The sequence below is a fragment of the Vibrio splendidus genome, from assembly GCF_002873455.1.
In the GTDB taxonomy this organism is placed as follows: Bacteria; Pseudomonadota; Gammaproteobacteria; order Enterobacterales; family Vibrionaceae; genus Vibrio; species Vibrio splendidus_J.
Genome location: NZ_MCUN01000024.1, coordinates 128495 through 146313 on the forward strand (window position 1 = coordinate 128495; position 17819 = coordinate 146313).

The 17819-nt window shown below is 44.9% G+C and carries 14 protein-coding genes; 3 read left to right on the forward strand and 11 right to left on the reverse strand.

All coding sequences use genetic code 11. The features are described from left to right. Nucleotides 1-70 precede the first annotated feature (70 nt). Nucleotides 71-658: a YjaG family protein gene (locus BCU75_RS18295; RefSeq protein WP_004729756.1), complete on the reverse strand. Its 588-nt coding sequence runs from the start codon at nt 656-658 to the stop codon at nt 71-73. A 71-nt stretch (nt 659-729) separates the two neighbouring features. On the opposite strand from BCU75_RS18295, the gene BCU75_RS18300 reads away from it, so the two are divergent. Next, on the forward strand, nt 730-1656 hold the full coding sequence (locus tag BCU75_RS18300; RefSeq protein WP_102474674.1) for a D-2-hydroxyacid dehydrogenase: 927 nt from the start codon (nt 730-732) through the stop codon (nt 1654-1656). Beyond that, a complete protein-coding gene (locus BCU75_RS18305) occupies nt 1656-2249 on the forward strand; it encodes a uracil-DNA glycosylase family protein (protein WP_102474675.1) in 594 nt (197 codons plus the stop codon). Before BCU75_RS18300 ends, BCU75_RS18305 begins: the two co-directional genes overlap by 1 nt. A 107-nt stretch (nt 2250-2356) precedes the next feature. Here the strand turns inward: BCU75_RS18305 and hemE are convergent, their stop codons facing one another. Together hemE and nudC are read right to left on the reverse strand one after the other, a co-directional pair. Beyond that, a complete protein-coding gene (gene hemE / locus BCU75_RS18310; protein ID WP_004729761.1) occupies nt 2357-3424 on the reverse strand; it encodes a uroporphyrinogen decarboxylase in 1068 nt (355 codons plus the stop codon). A 299-nt stretch (nt 3425-3723) separates the two neighbouring features. Then, complete coding sequence (gene nudC / locus BCU75_RS18315; protein ID WP_102474676.1) at nt 3724-4533, reverse strand: NAD(+) diphosphatase; 810 nt, start codon at nt 4531-4533, stop codon at nt 3724-3726. Between the two features lie 166 nt (nt 4534-4699). Here nudC and rsd point away from each other — a divergent pair, with 166 nt between their 5' ends. Continuing rightward, a complete protein-coding gene (gene rsd / locus BCU75_RS18320) occupies nt 4700-5197 on the forward strand; it encodes a sigma D regulator (RefSeq protein ID WP_102474677.1) in 498 nt (165 codons plus the stop codon). Nucleotides 5198-5559: 362 nt separating this feature from the next. Here rsd and rpoC read toward each other — a convergent pair whose 3' ends face one another. From rpoC to secE, 8 genes are all read right to left on the reverse strand, one after another. Next, nucleotides 5560-9762, reverse strand: coding sequence for a DNA-directed RNA polymerase subunit beta' (gene rpoC / locus BCU75_RS18325; RefSeq protein ID WP_102474678.1), 4203 nt, complete (start codon nt 9760-9762; stop codon nt 5560-5562). 90 nt (nt 9763-9852) lie between these two features. Next, nucleotides 9853-13881, reverse strand: coding sequence for a DNA-directed RNA polymerase subunit beta (rpoB, locus tag BCU75_RS18330; protein ID WP_029222057.1), 4029 nt, complete (start codon nt 13879-13881; stop codon nt 9853-9855). A gap of 235 nt (nt 13882-14116) precedes the next feature. Then, on the reverse strand, nt 14117-14482 hold the full coding sequence (gene rplL, locus BCU75_RS18335; RefSeq protein ID WP_054548256.1) for a 50S ribosomal protein L7/L12: 366 nt from the start codon (nt 14480-14482) through the stop codon (nt 14117-14119). Between the two features lie 57 nt (nt 14483-14539). After that, the gene (gene rplJ / locus BCU75_RS18340; protein ID WP_017077558.1) at nt 14540-15034 is read right to left on the reverse strand and encodes a 50S ribosomal protein L10; all 495 of its coding nucleotides are present in this window, start codon (nt 15032-15034) and stop codon (nt 14540-14542) included. Nucleotides 15035-15278: 244 nt separating this feature from the next. Continuing rightward, nucleotides 15279-15983: a 50S ribosomal protein L1 gene (gene rplA, locus BCU75_RS18345; RefSeq protein WP_017077557.1), complete on the reverse strand. Its 705-nt coding sequence runs from the start codon at nt 15981-15983 to the stop codon at nt 15279-15281. Nucleotides 15984-15987: 4 nt separating this feature from the next. Then, nucleotides 15988-16416 carry a 50S ribosomal protein L11 gene (gene rplK, locus BCU75_RS18350; RefSeq protein WP_010435555.1) on the reverse strand — a complete coding sequence of 143 codons (429 nt, stop codon included), beginning with the start codon at nt 16414-16416 and terminating at the stop codon, nt 15988-15990. A 212-nt stretch (nt 16417-16628) separates the two neighbouring features. Continuing rightward, nucleotides 16629-17177, reverse strand: a complete 549-nt coding sequence (nusG, locus tag BCU75_RS18355) for a transcription termination/antitermination protein NusG (protein ID WP_012605006.1) — start codon at nt 17175-17177, stop codon at nt 16629-16631. A gap of 13 nt (nt 17178-17190) precedes the next feature. After that, complete coding sequence (secE, locus tag BCU75_RS18360) at nt 17191-17568, reverse strand: preprotein translocase subunit SecE (protein WP_017096511.1); 378 nt, start codon at nt 17566-17568, stop codon at nt 17191-17193. Nucleotides 17569-17819: the final 251 nt, after the last annotated feature.

The following is a 17819-nucleotide window of genomic DNA, read 5'->3' on the forward strand; positions in this document are numbered from 1 at the left end:
ATACCGTCAGATACAACAAAGGCTCCCTAGGGAGCCTTTGTTTTTATTCGTACTTTGATGCGATAGCGAATTATAACGCGACACCAATGTTACTTACTGGATCTTCACGCAGTTCGTGGCGTAGATCTTTGATCAGCTCTAGGTCACGCTCAGTCGTTTCACGTAGAGGTCGGAAAATGGCCCACTGAACATCCCACTCTTCACACACCGCTTCGTTTTCTTTCTGGTTTTCGTTTGTCACTTCTTCAGCGCCTTGAGCAAACTCAAGCTCAGCAACCGTCTTCACCGATTGTTGACTCACTTTAATTACAGTTTCAAGCAGATGTTCACGATCAAGTAAGCCATGAATTAACGTTGCCAAGCCTTGGCACGCGTCCATAGCAGGGTAAACACCGTAAAAATCAAAATCATCTCCACTTGGGAATAGCTCTTCGACTTTCTCAAGCTGACGCTCAAAATTCACCTTTGCCGTTTTAACGGTTAGGATTTCCCAAATGCTATCCAAAACATCACGATAGATTCGAGCTTCCGCAAATTCTGTATTCTCACAAAACATGGCATAGTTAGGGTACATACGCTCACATAGACACGCCATAAAGGTAATTTGTTGCCAAGGTTCTAACTTTTCTAGACGAACCTGCAGTGGATTCTGAAGCATAGTCACTCAATAATTGCAGAAAAAGACAGCGAAAGTGTACTTGATAAACCTAGGATGGAAAAGGTAGGCCGATGAACAATTTTACGAATAAGCTCTATATTCTTACTGAGCATGACGATACTTATACGCAACTGATTCTAAACCAAGGGTTACCTGGCCTCGAAATCACTCAAAACCCCGAATTAGCTGAGATCGTGCTGGCTTCTCCTCCTTTAATAGCGGAGCGACTTAATGAGTTTAAACATCTAGACTGGGTACAAAGTACCTACGCAGGAATCAATAGACTCACTCAGCCGGATCTGCGTCAAGATTATACGCTGACCAACGTCAAAGGCATCTTCGGCTCTGCGATTGCTGAATACGTGTTAGGTTACACGATCAGCCACTTTAGACACTTCCCTCACTACCACCAGCAACAAGCACAACGAAGCTGGCAGCCACAGCTATATACTAGCCTAACTGACAAAACCATGGTGATTTTAGGAACAGGTTCAATCGGAAGTCATCTAGCGAAAACCGCAACTGCCTTTGGTATTCATACCATTGGAGTCAACCGTACCGGCATCCCATCAAAGCAAGAGACCTTTAAAGACACTTTCCACATCAATGAGATAGAGGCTGCCCTTAAGCAAGCGGATATTGTGGTCAACACCTTGCCATCAACCGCTGAAACCTATCAATTACTCAATCAAACGACCTTAAGTTACTGCTCGAATGTGCTGCTCTTTAATGTTGGCAGAGGAGAGAGCTTAGATAACAAAGCCTTGCTGCTTGCGATTAAGAATAAATGGGTTGAGCACGCTTTCTTGGATGTGTTTGAAAGTGAGCCCCTCTCCCAGGAACACCCTTTCTGGACATTGCCGCAAGTGACCATCACCCCGCACATTGCAGCGCTGAGTGAGCCAAGGCAGGTGGTAGGGATCTTCGCCGAGAACTACCAACAGTGGCGAGATGGCTTTAAACTTAACCATGTCATCGATTTTGATAAAGGCTACTGATGTCCTCATCGTTACTCAAAGAGATTCGACAATGCCGAGCTTGTGAGGCTCACCTGTCACACGGTGCCAACCCGGTGATTCAAGCGCATCCAAACGCGCGCTTGCTTATCATTGGGCAAGCACCCGGTATCAAGGTTCATGAGTCATCGATCCCTTGGAATGATGCCAGTGGCGAACGATTAAGAGAATGGTTAGGGATAGACAGCGATACGTTTTATGACGAACAAAAAGTCGCGATTGTTCCTATGGGGTTTTGTTATCCGGGAAAGGGAAATAGTGGCGATCTCCCACCACGTAAAGAGTGCACGGAGCTTTGGCATAACAAAGTGCTGCAATCGTTACCCAACATCCAAATGACACTGCTGATAGGCCAATACGCACAAAACTATTACCTGACAAATAAAACCACCAGCACACTGACAGAAACCGTGCATAATTGGCAAAGGTGGGCACCTGATTTTTTGCCACTTCCCCACCCTTCACCACGCAATAATATCTGGCTCAAGAAGAACCCTTGGTTTGAGAGTGACGTTATTCCTTACATCCAAAAGCACATCTCGGAGCATTTGGCCTACTATGATCCAAATACCTAATTAGCTGCACACCCACGATGATGAAGCCGATATTGGATACGGATAAAAGGTAATAAAAAAGCGCTGCCGATTTCTCGACAGCGCTTTTTCTAAAAACACATACTTAATTACTTATGGTATGGCTTAGATAGGTCATGAACTGCGTCCACAAATACCCCAGCATTCTCTGGTGGCACATCTAGGTGAATACCATGGCCAAGGTTAAATACGTGACCAGTACCGCCGTCACCAAAACCTTCAAGGATAGTGCCGACTTCTTCACGAATACGCTCAGGTTGTGCGTAAAGCACTGATGGGTCCATGTTGCCTTGTAGAGCCACTTTATCGCCAATACGCGCTTTTGCATCCGCAATATTGATTGTCCAGTCTAGGCCCACCGCATCACAGCCAGTCGCTGCGATAGATTCTAGCCACATGCCACCGTTCTTAGTGAACAGAGTAACCGGTACACGGCGACCTTCATTTTCACGGATTAGGCCGTCTACAATTTTATGCATGTACTGCAGTGAGAACAGATTGTAGTCACGCGGAGTAAGTACACCACCCCATGTATCAAATACCATTACCGATTGAGCACCCGCTTTAATTTGCGCGTTCAGGTATTCAATAACAGTGTCAGCCAGCTTATCTAGAAGTAAATGCAGTGTTTGTGGCTCTGCGTACATCATCTTCTTGATCTTAGTAAACGCCTTCGAGCTGCTGCCTTCAACCATGTAAGTTGCCAATGTCCAAGGGCTACCAGAGAAACCAATCAATGGCACTTCGCCTTTCAGATCTTTACGGATCTGACGAACAGCATTCATTACGTATTGAAGTTCGCCTTCTGGATCAGGTAGGCCAATCTTCTCTACGTCAGCTTTACATGTGATAGGACGTTCAAACTTAGGACCTTCACCAGTTTCAAAGTACAAGCCTAAGCCCATTGCATCAGGGATAGTTAGGATGTCAGAGAACAAGATTGCCGCATCAAGCGGGAAACGACGTAAAGGTTGAAGTGTTACTTCTGATGCTAGTTCAGCGTTTTTGCACAAAGACATGAAATCGCCCGCTTCAGCGCGCGTTGCTTTGTATTCTGGAAGGTAGCGGCCAGCTTGGCGCATCATCCATACTGGTGTGTAATCAACAGGCTGTTTTAAAAGTGCGCGTAAATAGCGATCGTTTTTTAATTCGGTCATTCCGTTAAATTCCAATTCAATCTTGTCTAGTTTTGATGGCAAGTATTCTAACACTGATTGAAGGGTAAAAGCTGTGTGCTTTGCAACCTAGATCAAGTTATTAACTTTTAAATCAATGCTTAATTTGCACCCAATTGCAGGAGCATGTTAAAAATTTGTTCGCTAGCGAAAATTACAATTATAACATCTGAGTAGTCACTACTCAGCATCTCATAACGACATCTTACTTACCCCCTCCACTTGTGGAGGGTTTTTTTTAGCTTTTGACCACCTATAGGCCAAATACTATCATAGGTAAATTAGTACTCTATCGTCTGCTCCGTCACACTATCTTTCATCACGTCATCAACGGTTGTTTCAATCAACTGTCTCGCAATCGTTCCAACAGGAGCCACTTCGGGAAGACGTGTCACATCAAACCATTGAGCATCTGAGAGCTCACTGTAGTCAGGCTTAAGCGTACCACCAGCGTAATCAGCGAGAAAGCCCATCATCATACTCGACGGAAACGCCCATGGTTGGCTGCCAAAGTAACGGATATTGCTCACATCAATACCGGTCTCTTCTTTGACTTCTCTTGCCACACACTGCTCTAAGGTTTCTCCAACCTCTAGGAAGCCCGCTATCACGGTATACATACCAGTTTTATGTCTAGGGTGCTGTGCAAGCAATATATTGTTGTCGTTACGTACAGCGACAATGATGCATGGGAAGATACGAGGATAATGAAGCGTTCGGCAGTCTCCGCATTGCATTGCCACCTGATTATGATTGAGGTGATTACGACCGCCACACTGAGGACAAAAACGCATGCTTTGTGTCATGTGCCCATACTGGATAGCTTTGCTTGCAATCAGAAAACTCGATTCAGGCCAGTGTAATAACTCACGTAGGTTTATCATGGTCAGCTCACTCTCAACATCACAGTCGTTGAGCCAATACACCTTACGACCTTGATGCTGACCAATACAGATTGCATGTTCAACACTCAGCTCTAGCTCTTCAGCTGAACCAAAAGGAAACTGATCATTATTAACCCAAATATCACTACCTGAAACGACGCACCAATAAGCTTGCTCTGTCATTTTGTTATCACTTTTTTTTAACATCCCTATACCTCATTGCTTGCAGTTCGTTCATTTTACTGGCAATCTAATTTCATACTAGAGTTGTAGCAGAGAATAATTCAAACCTATTACTTTTAGTAGCTACCAATAAAATGGACCCTGCTTAGGCAATTACTTGATCACAAGGTTGTGATCAGATCATGAGGACATGGTCATGCTAAATAAATTCAAACAAGTACAAGAACAATGGGGTGGCTCTAATGAGGTCATCGATCATTGGCTCGAAACTCGACAGTCCCTAATCGTTGAGTATTGTAGGCTTGCCGCTCTACAGCCTTCATCGTCGAAAACAACTGCAATCACCGAACTGCCTTCTCCAGAAGCGCTCCAAAAATTCAGCCAACATCTTGTTGATTACATCTCCGAAGGTCATTTCAAAATCTATGACATGGTGATGGACAAATGGCAGTCTACGGGCTTCAAAGCAACAGACGAAATCAACCAGTCTTATGGTCATATCGTTCTCACCACAGACCCACTACTAAATTTCACCGATAAATATGCTGCCATTGAAGCTAGCGATACATTAGAGAGCTTTGATAGTGAGCTATCACTCGTTGGTGAGATTCTTGAGGCGAGGTTTGCGGTTGAAGACCAGCTGATACAACAAATTGCCGACAGCCTAGCGGTTCCACCAGGAGCTTAATGGCTTAACATCTTCTAAGCTTGCCTCTGTGCAAGCTTTTTGTTTTGTCTGTAGCCTTACCTAACACATCCAACTCTTTTACCAGAGCCTATTGGTTCGTCCCTACTCTGATGTTTCGCGATAACCCGACGTAACACTTCTCACCGGTTTCATCCTCAGCGGCTCCCTGTAAACACGCAAACAGCCTTCGAGAGAGTACTATCAACTAAGTCCACCAGCCAACCAATCGACAAGTAATCAATAAGCAAGCATACCTATCAACTTCTAATCTATAAGCCTCTCGTTAAACACCTATACGCCAGATACAAAAAAGGCACCCGAAGGTGCCTTTTTTCTTATCTCTTAGAGACTACTCGTAGAGCTTACTCTTCTGAAGAGAAACCAGCGTTTAGAAGTGCTGCTAGATTGTCAGTAGCTTGTTCAGCTGAAGGACCTTCTTGCTCTTCTTCACGTTGCTTTTGACGCTCTTGGTGGTATGCGAAACCAGTACCAGCTGGGATCAGACGACCAACAATTACGTTCTCTTTCAGACCGCGAAGGTCATCACGCTTACCAGAAACCGCAGCTTCTGTTAGTACGCGAGTCGTTTCTTGGAACGATGCAGCTGAGATGAATGACTCAGTTGCAAGAGATGCTTTAGTAATACCTAGTAGATCACGTTCGAAACGTACTAGTTCTTTACCTTCAGCTTCTAGCTTACGGTTAGCAATCTTAACATTGTGGTACTCAACTTGTTCGCCAGGTAGGAACGGAGAGTCACCAGAATGAGTGATTGTACACTTACGTAGCATTTGACGAACGATAGTCTCAATGTGCTTATCGTTAATCTTTACGCCTTGTAAGCGGTAAACTTCTTGAACTTCGTTCGCGATGTACTGAGTTACTGCGTGGATACCACGTAGACGCAGAATATCGTGTGGAGTTTCAGGACCGTCGGCGATTACATCACCACGTTCAATCTTCTCACCTTCGAACACGTTCAATTGACGATGCTTAGGAATCATCTCTTCGTAAGCGTCACCGCCTTCACGAGTGATTACTAGACGACGCTTACCTTTCGTTTCTTTACCAAACGACACAGTACCTGTGTGCTCAGCAAGGATCGCAGGCTCTTTAGGCTTACGAGCTTCGAATAGATCAGCTACGCGTGGTAGACCACCGGTGATATCTTTGTTTCCGCTCGATTTTTGAGGGATACGAGATAGTGTGTCACCAATGCCAACTTCAGCGCCATCTTCGATGTTTACAATCGCTTTGCCAGGTAGGAAGTAGTGAGCTGGCATATCAGTACCAGGGATCATTACGTCGTTACCTTGCTCATCAACAAGTTTGATAGCTGGACGCATATCTTTACCTGCTGCTGGGCGAGCTGCTGCGTCTGTTACTTCACTTGAAGAAAGACCCGTTAGATCGTCAGTTTGACGAGAAACTGTAATACCATCGATCATATCTACGAATTGGATACGACCTGCCACTTCAGTGATGATTGGCATGGTATGCGCTTCCCAGTTAGCTACAACTTCACCAGCAGTAACTGCTGCGTTGTCGCCTTTGGTTAGCATCGAACCGTAAGGAAGTTTGTGCTTCTCTTTCGTACGGCCGAATTCATCAATAATCGTCATCTCAGATGCACGAGAAGTGATAACCAGTTTCTTATCTTTGTTAACTACAAACTTAGCATTGTGAAGTTTCACAGTACCAGTTGTCTTAGCTTGGATGCTGTTCTCTGCTGCTGCAGTAGATGCCGCACCACCGATGTGGAACGTACGCATTGTAAGCTGTGTACCCGGTTCACCGATAGATTGTGCAGCGATAACACCAACTGCTTCACCTTGGTTCACTAGGTGGCCACGTGCTAGGTCACGACCGTAACACTGTGCACAACAACCGAAGTCTGCATCACAGGTAACAACTGAGCGCACTTTCATGCTATCTACAGAGTTGTCTTCCATGATTTGACACCACTTCTCATCAATCAGAGTATTACGTGGAATCAGTACATCTTCAGTACCAGGCTTAAGAACATCTTCAGCAACTACACGACCAAGAGCAAGCTCAGAAAGTGCAACTTTAACGTCACCACCTTCGATGTGAGGCATCATGTCGATACCTTCATGCGTGCCACAGTCATGTTCGTGTACTACAACGTCTTGTGCTACGTCTACTAGACGACGAGTTAGGTAACCCGAGTTAGCTGTTTTCAGTGCTGTATCCGCAAGACCCTTACGAGCACCGTGCGTTGAGATAAAGTACTGAAGGACGTTTAGACCTTCTTTAAAGTTCGCAGTGATCGGCGTTTCGATGATAGAACCATCTGGACGCGCCATCAGACCACGCATACCTGCTAGCTGACGAATCTGAGCTGCAGAACCACGTGCGCCTGAATCGGCCATCATGTAGATGCTGTTGAACGATTCTTGCTGTTCTTCTTCGCCGTCACGGTTAATAACTGTTTCAGAAGAAAGGTTATCCATCATTGCTTTCGCAACGCGGTCATTCGTAGACGCCCAGATATCGATAACTTTGTTGTAACGCTCACCCGCAGTAACAAGACCAGATTGGAATTGCTCTTGGATTTCGCGAACTTCTTCTTCAGCAGATTCAATTTCATCGTATTTCGCTTGAGGAACAACCATATCGTTGATACCTACAGAAACACCAGAAAGTGCCGCGTATGCGAAACCTGCGTACATGATTTGGTCAGCAAATACTACTGTATCTTTTAGACCAAGCTTACGGTAACACTCGTTTAGTAGGTTAGAAATTTGCTTCTTACCTAACTTCTGGTTAACGATGCTGTACGGCAGGCCAGATGGAACGATCTGCCATAGCATTGCACGACCTACAGTCGTATCAACTAGGCCAGTATTCGTTGTGCTATTGCCGTCTTCGTCTACTACTGTTTCAGTGATACGTACTTTAACGCGAGCATGCAGCTCAGCAGTCTTAGTACGGTATGCCTTTTCAGCCTCAGCAGGGCCAGCAAGGTACATACCTTCACCTTTCACGTTGATCTTGTCACGTGTCATGTAGTAAAGACCCAATACAACGTCCTGAGAAGGTACGATGATCGGATCACCTGATGCTGGCGACAGAATGTTATTCGTCGACATCATTAGGGTACGAGCTTCAAGCTGTGCTTCTAGAGTTAGAGGCACGTGTACAGCCATTTGGTCACCATCGAAGTCGGCGTTGTATGCCGCACACACTAGTGGGTGAAGCTGAATCGCTTTACCTTCGATTAGTACTGGTTCAAACGCTTGGATACCTAGACGGTGAAGTGTAGGTGCACGGTTAAGCAGTACTGGGTGTTCACGGATAACTTCGTCTAGGATATCCCAAACGATCGCTTCTTCGCGCTCTACCATTTTCTTAGCAGCTTTGATTGTCGTAGCCATGCCACGAGTTTCTAGCTTGCTGTAGATGAACGGCTTAAATAGCTCAAGTGCCATCTTCTTAGGAAGACCACACTGATGTAGACGAAGGTATGGACCTACTGTGATTACAGAACGGCCAGAGTAGTCTACACGTTTACCTAGAAGGTTCTGACGGAAACGACCTTGTTTACCCTTGATCATATCAGCAAGAGATTTCAGAGGACGCTTGTTAGAACCCGTGATCGCACGACCGCGACGACCGTTATCTAGAAGGGCATCAACAGACTCTTGCAGCATACGTTTTTCGTTACGTACGATGATGTCTGGAGCCGCTAGCTCTAGAAGACGCTTCAAACGGTTGTTACGGTTGATCACACGACGGTAAAGGTCGTTCAGATCTGAAGTCGCAAAACGACCGCCATCTAGAGGTACTAGAGGACGAAGATCTGGCGGTAGCACTGGAAGTACAGTTAGGATCATCCACTCAGGCTTGTTGCCTGAAGAGATGAACGCTTCAACTAGCTTCAAACGCTTAGTAACTTTCTTACGCTTAGTTTCAGAGTTAGTTGTTTCCAACTCTTCGCGCATTTCTTCCACTTCTTGATGAAGGTCCATTGTTGAAAGCAGATCTTTGATCGCTTCAGCACCCATCTTAGCAGTGAATTCGTCACCCCACTCTTCTAGACGATCCAGGTACTCTTCTTCAGTAAGCATCTGAGATTTTTCTAGATCAGTCATACCCGGTTCAGTTACTACGTACATTTCGAAGTAAAGAACACGTTCGATATCACGCAGAGGGATATCCATTAGTAGACCGATACGAGACGGTAGTGATTTTAGGAACCAGATGTGAGCAACTGGTGAAGCAAGCTCGATGTGGCCCATACGGTCACGACGAACTTTAGTTTGTGTAACTTCAACGCCACACTTCTCACAGATAACACCACGGTGCTTCAGGCGCTTGTATTTGCCACAAAGACATTCGTAGTCTTTAACTGGACCAAAAATACGTGCACAGAACAGACCATCACGTTCAGGTTTGAACGTACGATAGTTAATTGTTTCTGGCTTTTTAACTTCACCAAAAGACCACGAACGGATCGTGTCTGGTGAAGATAGACCGATTTTGATTGCATCAAATTCTTCGGTCTTATGCTGTGCTTTTAGAAAGTTTAATAAGTCTTTCACGTTCAGCTCCTGTAAGGAGTTAAAGGAGCTCACCGACTAAAGTGAGCCCCCTTTACCAAGTAATCCAATCTTCTTTATAAAAAAGAGGGATTACTCTTCGTCTTCTAGCTCGATGTTGATACCTAGCGAGCGAATCTCTTTCAACAGTACGTTGAACGATTCTGGCATGCCAGGTTCCATGCTATGGTTGCCATCTACGATGTTCTTATACATCTTAGTACGGCCGTTAACGTCATCCGACTTAACTGTTAGCATTTCTTGTAGAGTATATGCAGCACCGTATGCTTCTAGTGCCCATACTTCCATCTCACCGAAACGCTGACCACCGAACTGAGCTTTACCACCAAGTGGTTGCTGAGTTACTAGGCTGTAAGAACCAGTTGAACGAGCATGCATCTTGTCATCAACCAAGTGGTTTAGTTTCAGCATGTACATGTAACCAACAGTTACAGGACGCTCAAACGAATCACCAGTACGACCATCAAACAGTTTAAGCTGACCAGATTCTGGCAGATCACCCAGTTTAAGTAGTTCTTTGATTAGAGACTCAGAAGCACCGTCGAACACAGGAGTAGCAATCGGTAGACCGCCACGTAGGTTCTTAATCAGTGTACGAACTTGATCATCAGACAGTTCAGCAATATCAACTTTCTGACGAGTATCACCAAGATCATAAACCTTCTGTAGGAACTCACGGAACTTATGCAGTTCTTGTTGTTCCTTAACCATTTGGTTGATCTTGTCACCGATACCTTTCGCAGCCAAACCTAAGTGAACTTCTAGGATCTGACCGATGTTCATACGCGATGGTACACCCAGCGGGTTAAGTACGATGTCTACAGGCTGACCTTTCTCATCGTATGGCATGTCTTCAACAGGGTTAATCTTAGAGATTACACCTTTGTTACCGTGACGACCGGCCATCTTATCACCAGGCTGGATACGACGTTTAACCGCTAGGTAAACTTTAACAATCTTAAGAACGCCAGGCGCTAGATCATCACCTTGAGTGATTTTACGACGCTTAGTTTCAAACTTCTTATCGAAGTCTGCTTTTAGCTCATCCCACTGCTCAGCAAGTTGCTCAAGCTGTGTTTGTAGCGCATCGTCTTCTAGAACTTGCTCTAGCCATTGCTTACGACCGATAGTATCAAGCTTAGCTTCAGAGTAACCACCAGACAGAAGTACAGCTTTAACACGGTTAAGAAGACCACCCTCAAGAATTTGGAACTCTTCAGTTAGATCTTTCTTAGCTTCTTTAAGCTGCATCTGTTCGATTTCAAGTGCACGTTTGTCTTTCTCTACGCCATCGCGAGTGAAGACTTGTACATCGATGATAGTACCCGAAACAGAGTTTGGTACACGTAGAGAAGTATCTTTAACATCAGATGCTTTCTCACCGAAGATAGCACGTAGTAGCTTCTCTTCAGGAGTCAGTTGAGTTTCACCTTTAGGGGTTACTTTACCAACTAGGATGTCGCCACCCTTAACTTCAGCACCAATGTAAACGATACCTGACTCGTCTAGTTTAGACAGAGCAGACTCACCTACGTTTGGAATATCAGCTGTGATCTCTTCAGAACCCAGCTTAGTATCACGAGCCACACAAGATAGTTCTTGAATGTGGATTGTCGTGAAACGGTCTTCTTGAACTACGCGCTCAGATACTAAGATCGAGTCTTCGAAGTTGTAACCGTTCCAAGGCATGAATGCGATACGCATGTTTTGGCCAAGAGCAAGTTCACCAAGGTCAGTTGAAGGACCATCAGCAAGAACATCACCGCGTGCAACTGGTTCGCCAGGAAGTACAGTTGGACGTTGGTTAATACATGTGTTTTGGTTCGAACGCGTGTACTTAGTTAGGTTGTAGATATCGATACCAGCTTCGCCAGGTACCAATTCATCTTCGTTAACCTTAACTACGATACGAGAAGCGTCTACAGACTGAACTTGACCACCACGTTTAGCAACCGCTGTAACACCAGAGTCAACTGCGATGTTACGTTCAATACCAGTACCGACTAGAGGCTTATCAGCTCTAAGTGTCGGTACCGCTTGACGTTGCATGTTGGCACCCATCAATGCACGGTTCGCATCATCGTGTTCTAGGAACGGGATAAGCGAAGCAGCGATAGATACTACTTGGTTTGTCGCAACGTCCATGTAGTCAACGTGCTCGCGTGGGTGAAGACCAGATTCACCTTTTTGACGAGCTGTGATTAGCTCATCTGCAAACGTACCTTCTTCTGTAAGAATAGTGTTTGCTTGCGCGATTACGAATTGACCTTCCTGGATTGCAGACAGGTAATCAACTTCTTCTGTTACTACACCATCTACTACACGACGGTACGGAGTTTCTAGGAAACCGTAATCGTTACAACGTGCAAACGCAGATAGCGAGTTAATTAGACCGATGTTTGGACCTTCAGGCGTTTCGATCGGACATAGACGACCGTAGTGAGTTACGTGAACGTCACGTACTTCGAAGCCTGCGCGCTCACGAGTAAGACCACCAGGACCTAAAGCAGAGATACGACGTTTGTGCGTAACTTCTGACAATGGGTTGTTTTGGTCCATAAACTGTGAAAGCTGTGAAGAGCCAAAGAATTCTTTAACTGCAGCAGAGATCGGCTTAGCGTTGATAAGATCTTGAGGCATGATTGCATCAAGGTCACCAAGGCTTAGGCGCTCTTTAACGGCACGTTCTACACGAACTAGACCAACACGGAATTGGTTTTCTGCCATTTCACCTACAGAACGGATACGACGGTTGCCAAGGTGGTCGATATCGTCCACTTCACCAATACCGTTACGGATGCCGATCAGTTTCTTCATCACTTCGATGATGTCTGATTCATCCAGAGTACCGCGCTCTTCTTCTTCTTCACGCTCGATAGAGCTGTTGAATTTCATACGGCCTACAGTTGATAGGTCGTAACGATCTTCAGAGAAGAATAGGCTTTCGAACAATGATTCTGCAGCTTCTTTCGTTGGTGGCTCGCCAGGGCGCATCATGCGGTAGATTTCTACCAATGCAGAGATGCGATCTACTGTGCTATCCGCACGTAGAGTGTCTGACATGAATGGACCATGGTCTAGGTCATTCGTGAACAGCACTTCTAGAGTCTTGTGACCTGCTTGAGACAGGTTAGCAAGAGCTTCTAGGCTAATCTCTTGGTTTGCGCCAACGATGATCTCGCCAGTTGCTTCGTTGATGTAATCTTTCGCAGCAATCTTTTCAACGATGTACTCTACTGGTACTTCGATGTGCTCAACGCCATCTTTTTCAAGTTGACGGATATGGCGAGCAGTAACACGACGACCAGTCTCAACGTAAGTTTTACCGTTTGATTCGATGTCGAATGACGCAGTTTCACCACGTAGACGATCAGGAACCAACTCCATAAGTAGAGTTTGGTCTTTAACTTCGAAGTTTACCTTGTCGAAGAACAGATCTAGGATCTCTTCAGTCGATTTACCAAGTGCACGAAGAATAATCGATGCTGGTAGCTTACGACGACGGTCGATACGTACGAATAAGTTATCCTTAGGATCGAACTCAAAGTCTAACCATGAGCCACGGTAAGGAATTACACGTGCGTTATAAAGAACTTTACCTGATGAGTGGGTCTTACCCTTATCACTGTCGAAGAACACGCCTGGGCTTCGGTGCAGCTGGGATACGATAACCCTCTCGGTACCATTAATTACGAAAGTACCATTGTCTGTCATAAGCGGAATTTCGCCCATGTAGACTTCTTGTTCTTTAATGTCTTTTACAGTGCCTGCTGGTGCGTCTCGATCAAAGATAACTAGACGTAGTTTTACGCGTAGTGGCTTTGAGTAAGTTACACCGCGGATTTGACATTCTTTAACGTCAAAAACTGGCTCACCAAGACGGTAGCTAACGTATTGCAGCTCAGAATTGCCGTTGTAGCTCTGAATTGGAAATACAGAACGGAAAGCAGCTTCAAGACCGTATTGACCTTCAGGATCCTGTTCGATGAATTTATCGAAAGAATCAAGCTGGATCGATAACAGGTATGGAATGTCCAAAACTTGTGGACGAGTACCAAAATCCTTACGGATGCGCTTTTTCTCGGTATAAGAGTAAACCATGGGGTTCCTCAGCTCGCTGATAAGTGACCCAAACCACCCAAAACACTCTTCAGAGGGGGCGGTGACAAACAGCTGTTTACTGTAGTTGAACAGTCATTTCGAAAAAATGACCGTTTTTTTGCTCGGATTATGACGGTTAAACAGCGGGAAATTCGTCATAGCCCTACAGCGCAAAAAGGCCGGTGGTTAATAAACCACCAGCCAATAGCCTTGCGGCTAGGAAATTAAGTAATAATTACTTGATTTCAACAGAAGCGCCAACTTCTTCTAGCTGTGCTTTAAGAGCTTCAGCTTCAGCTTTGTCAACGCCTTCTTTAAGCGCTGCAGGAGCTGAGTCTACAAGACCTTTAGCTTCTTTAAGACCTAGGCCAGTTGCGCCACGTACAGCTTTGATAACTTGTACTTTGTTAGCGCCAGCAGCAGTAAGGATAACGTCGAATTCAGTTTGCTCAGCAGCAGCTTCAGCAGAAGCACCACCAGCTACAACTGCAGCAGCAGCAGTAACACCGAATTTTTCTTCCATAGCTTCGATAAGCTCAACAACTTGCATTACAGACATTTCTGCAACTGCGTCTAGGATTTGCTCGTTAGTAATAGACATAACAATTCTCTTTTAAGTCAACAATAAGTTTAAATAGCAACCAGTGAAAAGCAAGGCTTATGCCGCAGCTTCTTCTTTTTGGTCGCGAACAGCAGCGATAGTACGAACCAGCTTGCCAGCAGAAGCTTCTTTCATGCACATCATTAGGCGTGCGATAGCTTCGTCGTAAGTTGGTAGTGTCGCTAGTACATCAGCATCAGTAACTGCGCCTTCAAATGCAGCAGCTTTGATCTCGAATGTTTTGTTCTCTTTAGCGAAGTCTTTGAAAAGACGCGCTGCAGCACCAGGGTGCTCGTTAGAGAACGCAAGTAGGCTAGGACCAGTAAATGTGTCTTGTAGACACTCATACTCAGTACCTTCTACTGCACGGCGTGCTAGTGTGTTACGAACAACTCTCATGTAAACACCCGCTTCGCGAGCTTGTTTACGTAGAGAAGTCATCGCGCCAACAGTAACGCCACGAGAGTCAGCTACAACTGCAGAAAGTGCACCACTGGCTGCTTCGTTGACTTCAGCAACAATTGCTTTTTTGTCTTGAAGATTTAAAGCCATTTGGATTAACCTCTGGTTGTGATTACAGCACTCAATATAAAATACATTGAGCGTTTACGATGTTATTCAAAAATGAATAAATTCATTTCAAACGACAACATCGCCTACGTAGGTTTTATTAAGCTTCACCTTAAAAAGGTTTAGCGCCTACGGTCTTGGGATAGACGGTTATGAATTGCTTCAAAAACCACCCAACCACAAATATTAGGCGCAGAAGTATACACCAAATCTGCGCCAAAGCAAATTAGTTTGCTTGAGTGTCAAGACTAGCTTGATCAACAGTAACACCAGCACCCATCGTAGTAGAGATGCTTACTTTCTTCAGGAAAGTACCTTTCGCTGAAGAAGGCTTAGCTTTCTTAAGAGCCACTAGAAGTGCTTCTAGGTTCTCTTGAAGCTGGTTAGCTTCGAAAGATGCTTTGCCGATAGTAGTGTGGATGATACCGTTCTTGTCGTTACGGTAACGAACCTGACCAGCTTTAGCGTTCTTAACCGCTTCAGCAACGTTAGGAGTTACAGTACCAACTTTAGGGTTTGGCATTAGACCGCGTGGACCTAGGATTGTACCTAGCTGACCAACAACGCGCATTGCATCAGGAGAAGCAACAACAACGTCAAAGTCCATTACACCTTTTTTCACTTGCTCAGCAAGATCTTCCATACCAACGATATCTGCGCCAGCTGCTTTAGCTGCTTCTGCGTTTGCACCTTGAGTGAACACAGCAACGCGGATTTCACGGCCAGTACCGTGAGGTAGCACAGTTGCGCCACGTACGTTTTGGTCAGATTTACGAGCATCGATGCCTAGGTTAACAGCAACATCTACAGACTCAACGAATTTAGCAGTCGCTAGTTCTTTAAGAAGAGCAACAGCTTCGTTGATTTCGTATTCTTTAGTTACTTCAACTTTGTCGCGGATTACGCGCATACGCTTAGTAAGTTTTGCCATGATCTTATCCCTCTACCACTAGGCCCATTGAACGAGCAGTACCAGCAATAGAACGCTTCATTGCTTCGATGTCAGCACCAGTCATATCAGCAGCTTTAGTTTCTGCGATTTCCTGAACTTGAGCGTCAGTTACAGTACCAACTTTCTCAGTGTTTGGACGACCTGAACCAGACTTAACGCCAGCAGCTTTCTTAAGAAGAACAGCAGCAGGTGGAGTCTTAGTTACGAACGTGAAAGAACGGTCGTTGTAAACAGTAATTACTACTGGAGTAGGTAGACCTTTCTCAACAGATTCTGTTTTTGCGTTGAACGCTTTACAGAATTCCATGATGTTCACGCCGTGTTGACCTAGAGCAGGACCAACCGGTGGACTTGGGTTTGCCATACCAGCTGCAACTTGCAGTTTGATATAAGCTTCAACTTTCTTAGCCATGATATTTCCTAATTTTTGGGTACATGCGCTAGCCCTAAGGCAAGCTCCCCTTAATTTCAATTAACTCTTTATTACTTCGATAGAAGCAAAAAGGCGCGAAATTATAATCATAATTCGCGCCTTTAACAACCCTAAAAAGGTGGTTTTTTATACTCTTTTATTTTGAACAACTTATGAAGCATTTATCCACAGCTTGTTCAAAAGTTAGAGTTTTAGTCCAGCTTTTCAACTTGACCAAATTCAAGCTCAACCGGTGTTGCACGACCAAAGATCGATACAGATACCTTAATGCGGCTTTTCTCGTAATCTACTTCTTCAACTGTACCGTTGAAATCAGCAAACGGACCATCGTTCACACGAACCACTTCACCCGCTTCGAACATTGTCTTAGGACGTGGAGACTCGCTCGCTTTCTCTAGACGGTTCAAGATAGCATCAGCTTCTTTGTCAGTGATTGGTGCAGGACGATCAGAGGTACCACCAATGAAGCCCATAACACGAGGAATGCTGCGTACTAAGTGCCATGATTCATCATTCATGATCATTTGCACTAATACGTAGCCAGGGAAGAACTTACGTTCGCTTTTACGGCGTTGACCTGCACGCATTTCCACTACTTCTTCAGTAGGTACTAAAACGTCACCAAAGAACTCTTCCATGTCGTGCATTTTAATATGTTCGCGTAACGATTGAGATACACGACCTTCATAGCCAGAAAAGGCTTGAACTACATACCAACGTTTTTTTGGAGCTTCACTCATGAATCAGAACCCTCTACACCCCAGTCGCTAGAGAAACTAAACGGACCATAATGCCGTCAATTCCCCAAAGCACTAGAGACATAACAATACATACAGCTAAAACGATCAATGTAGTTTGCATAGTTTCTTGGCGAGTAGGCCAAACAACTTTACGAATCTCCATACGAGATTCTTTTGCAAAATCGATCGCAGCTTTACCTTTAGTTGTTGTTGCTGCAACGCCTAGTGCGGCAGCAATCAGCACAACTACACCTGCAGCGCGAATTACAACAGACAATTCACCATACAGGTAATTACCCACAACAGCAGCAGCCAACAGTACAAAAGCGACTACCCACTTCATTGTATCTGCTGCACCTGAGCTATCAGGAGTTTCAGCGTTTGCTTTCATAAAACCAACCTGTGATAAGTCTTAAATATAGACGACAATAACCCCGCTGTTGCAGGGCACATTCCTTTGCGTTGCAAAACAACACATCTAACAGTCATTTTAGTCAAAAAGACCGTTTAATTCTTTGCTAAGAGCTAAAATTGATGCCAAAACACCCAACTCTTTTTTCAGCGCAGAAAAAGGGCATCAAATGATGCCCTTTTTACTAGTGGTTCGTCAAATCTTATGCAAAGATTTTAGCTACAACACCA

Excerpts from the sequence above, each read along its gene's own strand:
- BCU75_RS18295 (WP_004729756.1), bottom strand. The coding sequence starts at position 658 with ATGCTTCAGAATCCACTGCAGGTTCGTCTAGAAAAGTTAGAACCTTGG.
- BCU75_RS18300 (WP_102474674.1), top strand. The coding sequence starts at position 730 with ATGAACAATTTTACGAATAAGCTCTATATTCTTACTGAGCATGACGAT.
- BCU75_RS18305 (WP_102474675.1), top strand. The coding sequence starts at position 1,656 with ATGTCCTCATCGTTACTCAAAGAGATTCGACAATGCCGAGCTTGTGAG.
- hemE (WP_004729761.1), bottom strand. The coding sequence starts at position 3,424 with ATGACCGAATTAAAAAACGATCGCTATTTACGCGCACTTTTAAAACAG.
- nudC (WP_102474676.1), bottom strand. The coding sequence starts at position 4,533 with ATGTTAAAAAAAAGTGATAACAAAATGACAGAGCAAGCTTATTGGTGC.
- rsd (WP_102474677.1), top strand. The coding sequence starts at position 4,700 with ATGGTCATGCTAAATAAATTCAAACAAGTACAAGAACAATGGGGTGGC.
- rpoB (WP_029222057.1), bottom strand. The coding sequence starts at position 13,881 with ATGGTTTACTCTTATACCGAGAAAAAGCGCATCCGTAAGGATTTTGGT.
- rplL (WP_054548256.1), bottom strand. The coding sequence starts at position 14,482 with ATGTCTATTACTAACGAGCAAATCCTAGACGCAGTTGCAGAAATGTCT.
- rplJ (WP_017077558.1), bottom strand. The coding sequence starts at position 15,034 with ATGGCTTTAAATCTTCAAGACAAAAAAGCAATTGTTGCTGAAGTCAAC.
- rplA (WP_017077557.1), bottom strand. The coding sequence starts at position 15,983 with ATGGCAAAACTTACTAAGCGTATGCGCGTAATCCGCGACAAAGTTGAA.
- rplK (WP_010435555.1), bottom strand. The coding sequence starts at position 16,416 with ATGGCTAAGAAAGTTGAAGCTTATATCAAACTGCAAGTTGCAGCTGGT.
- nusG (WP_012605006.1), bottom strand. The coding sequence starts at position 17,177 with ATGAGTGAAGCTCCAAAAAAACGTTGGTATGTAGTTCAAGCCTTTTCT.
- secE (WP_017096511.1), bottom strand. The coding sequence starts at position 17,568 with ATGAAAGCAAACGCTGAAACTCCTGATAGCTCAGGTGCAGCAGATACA.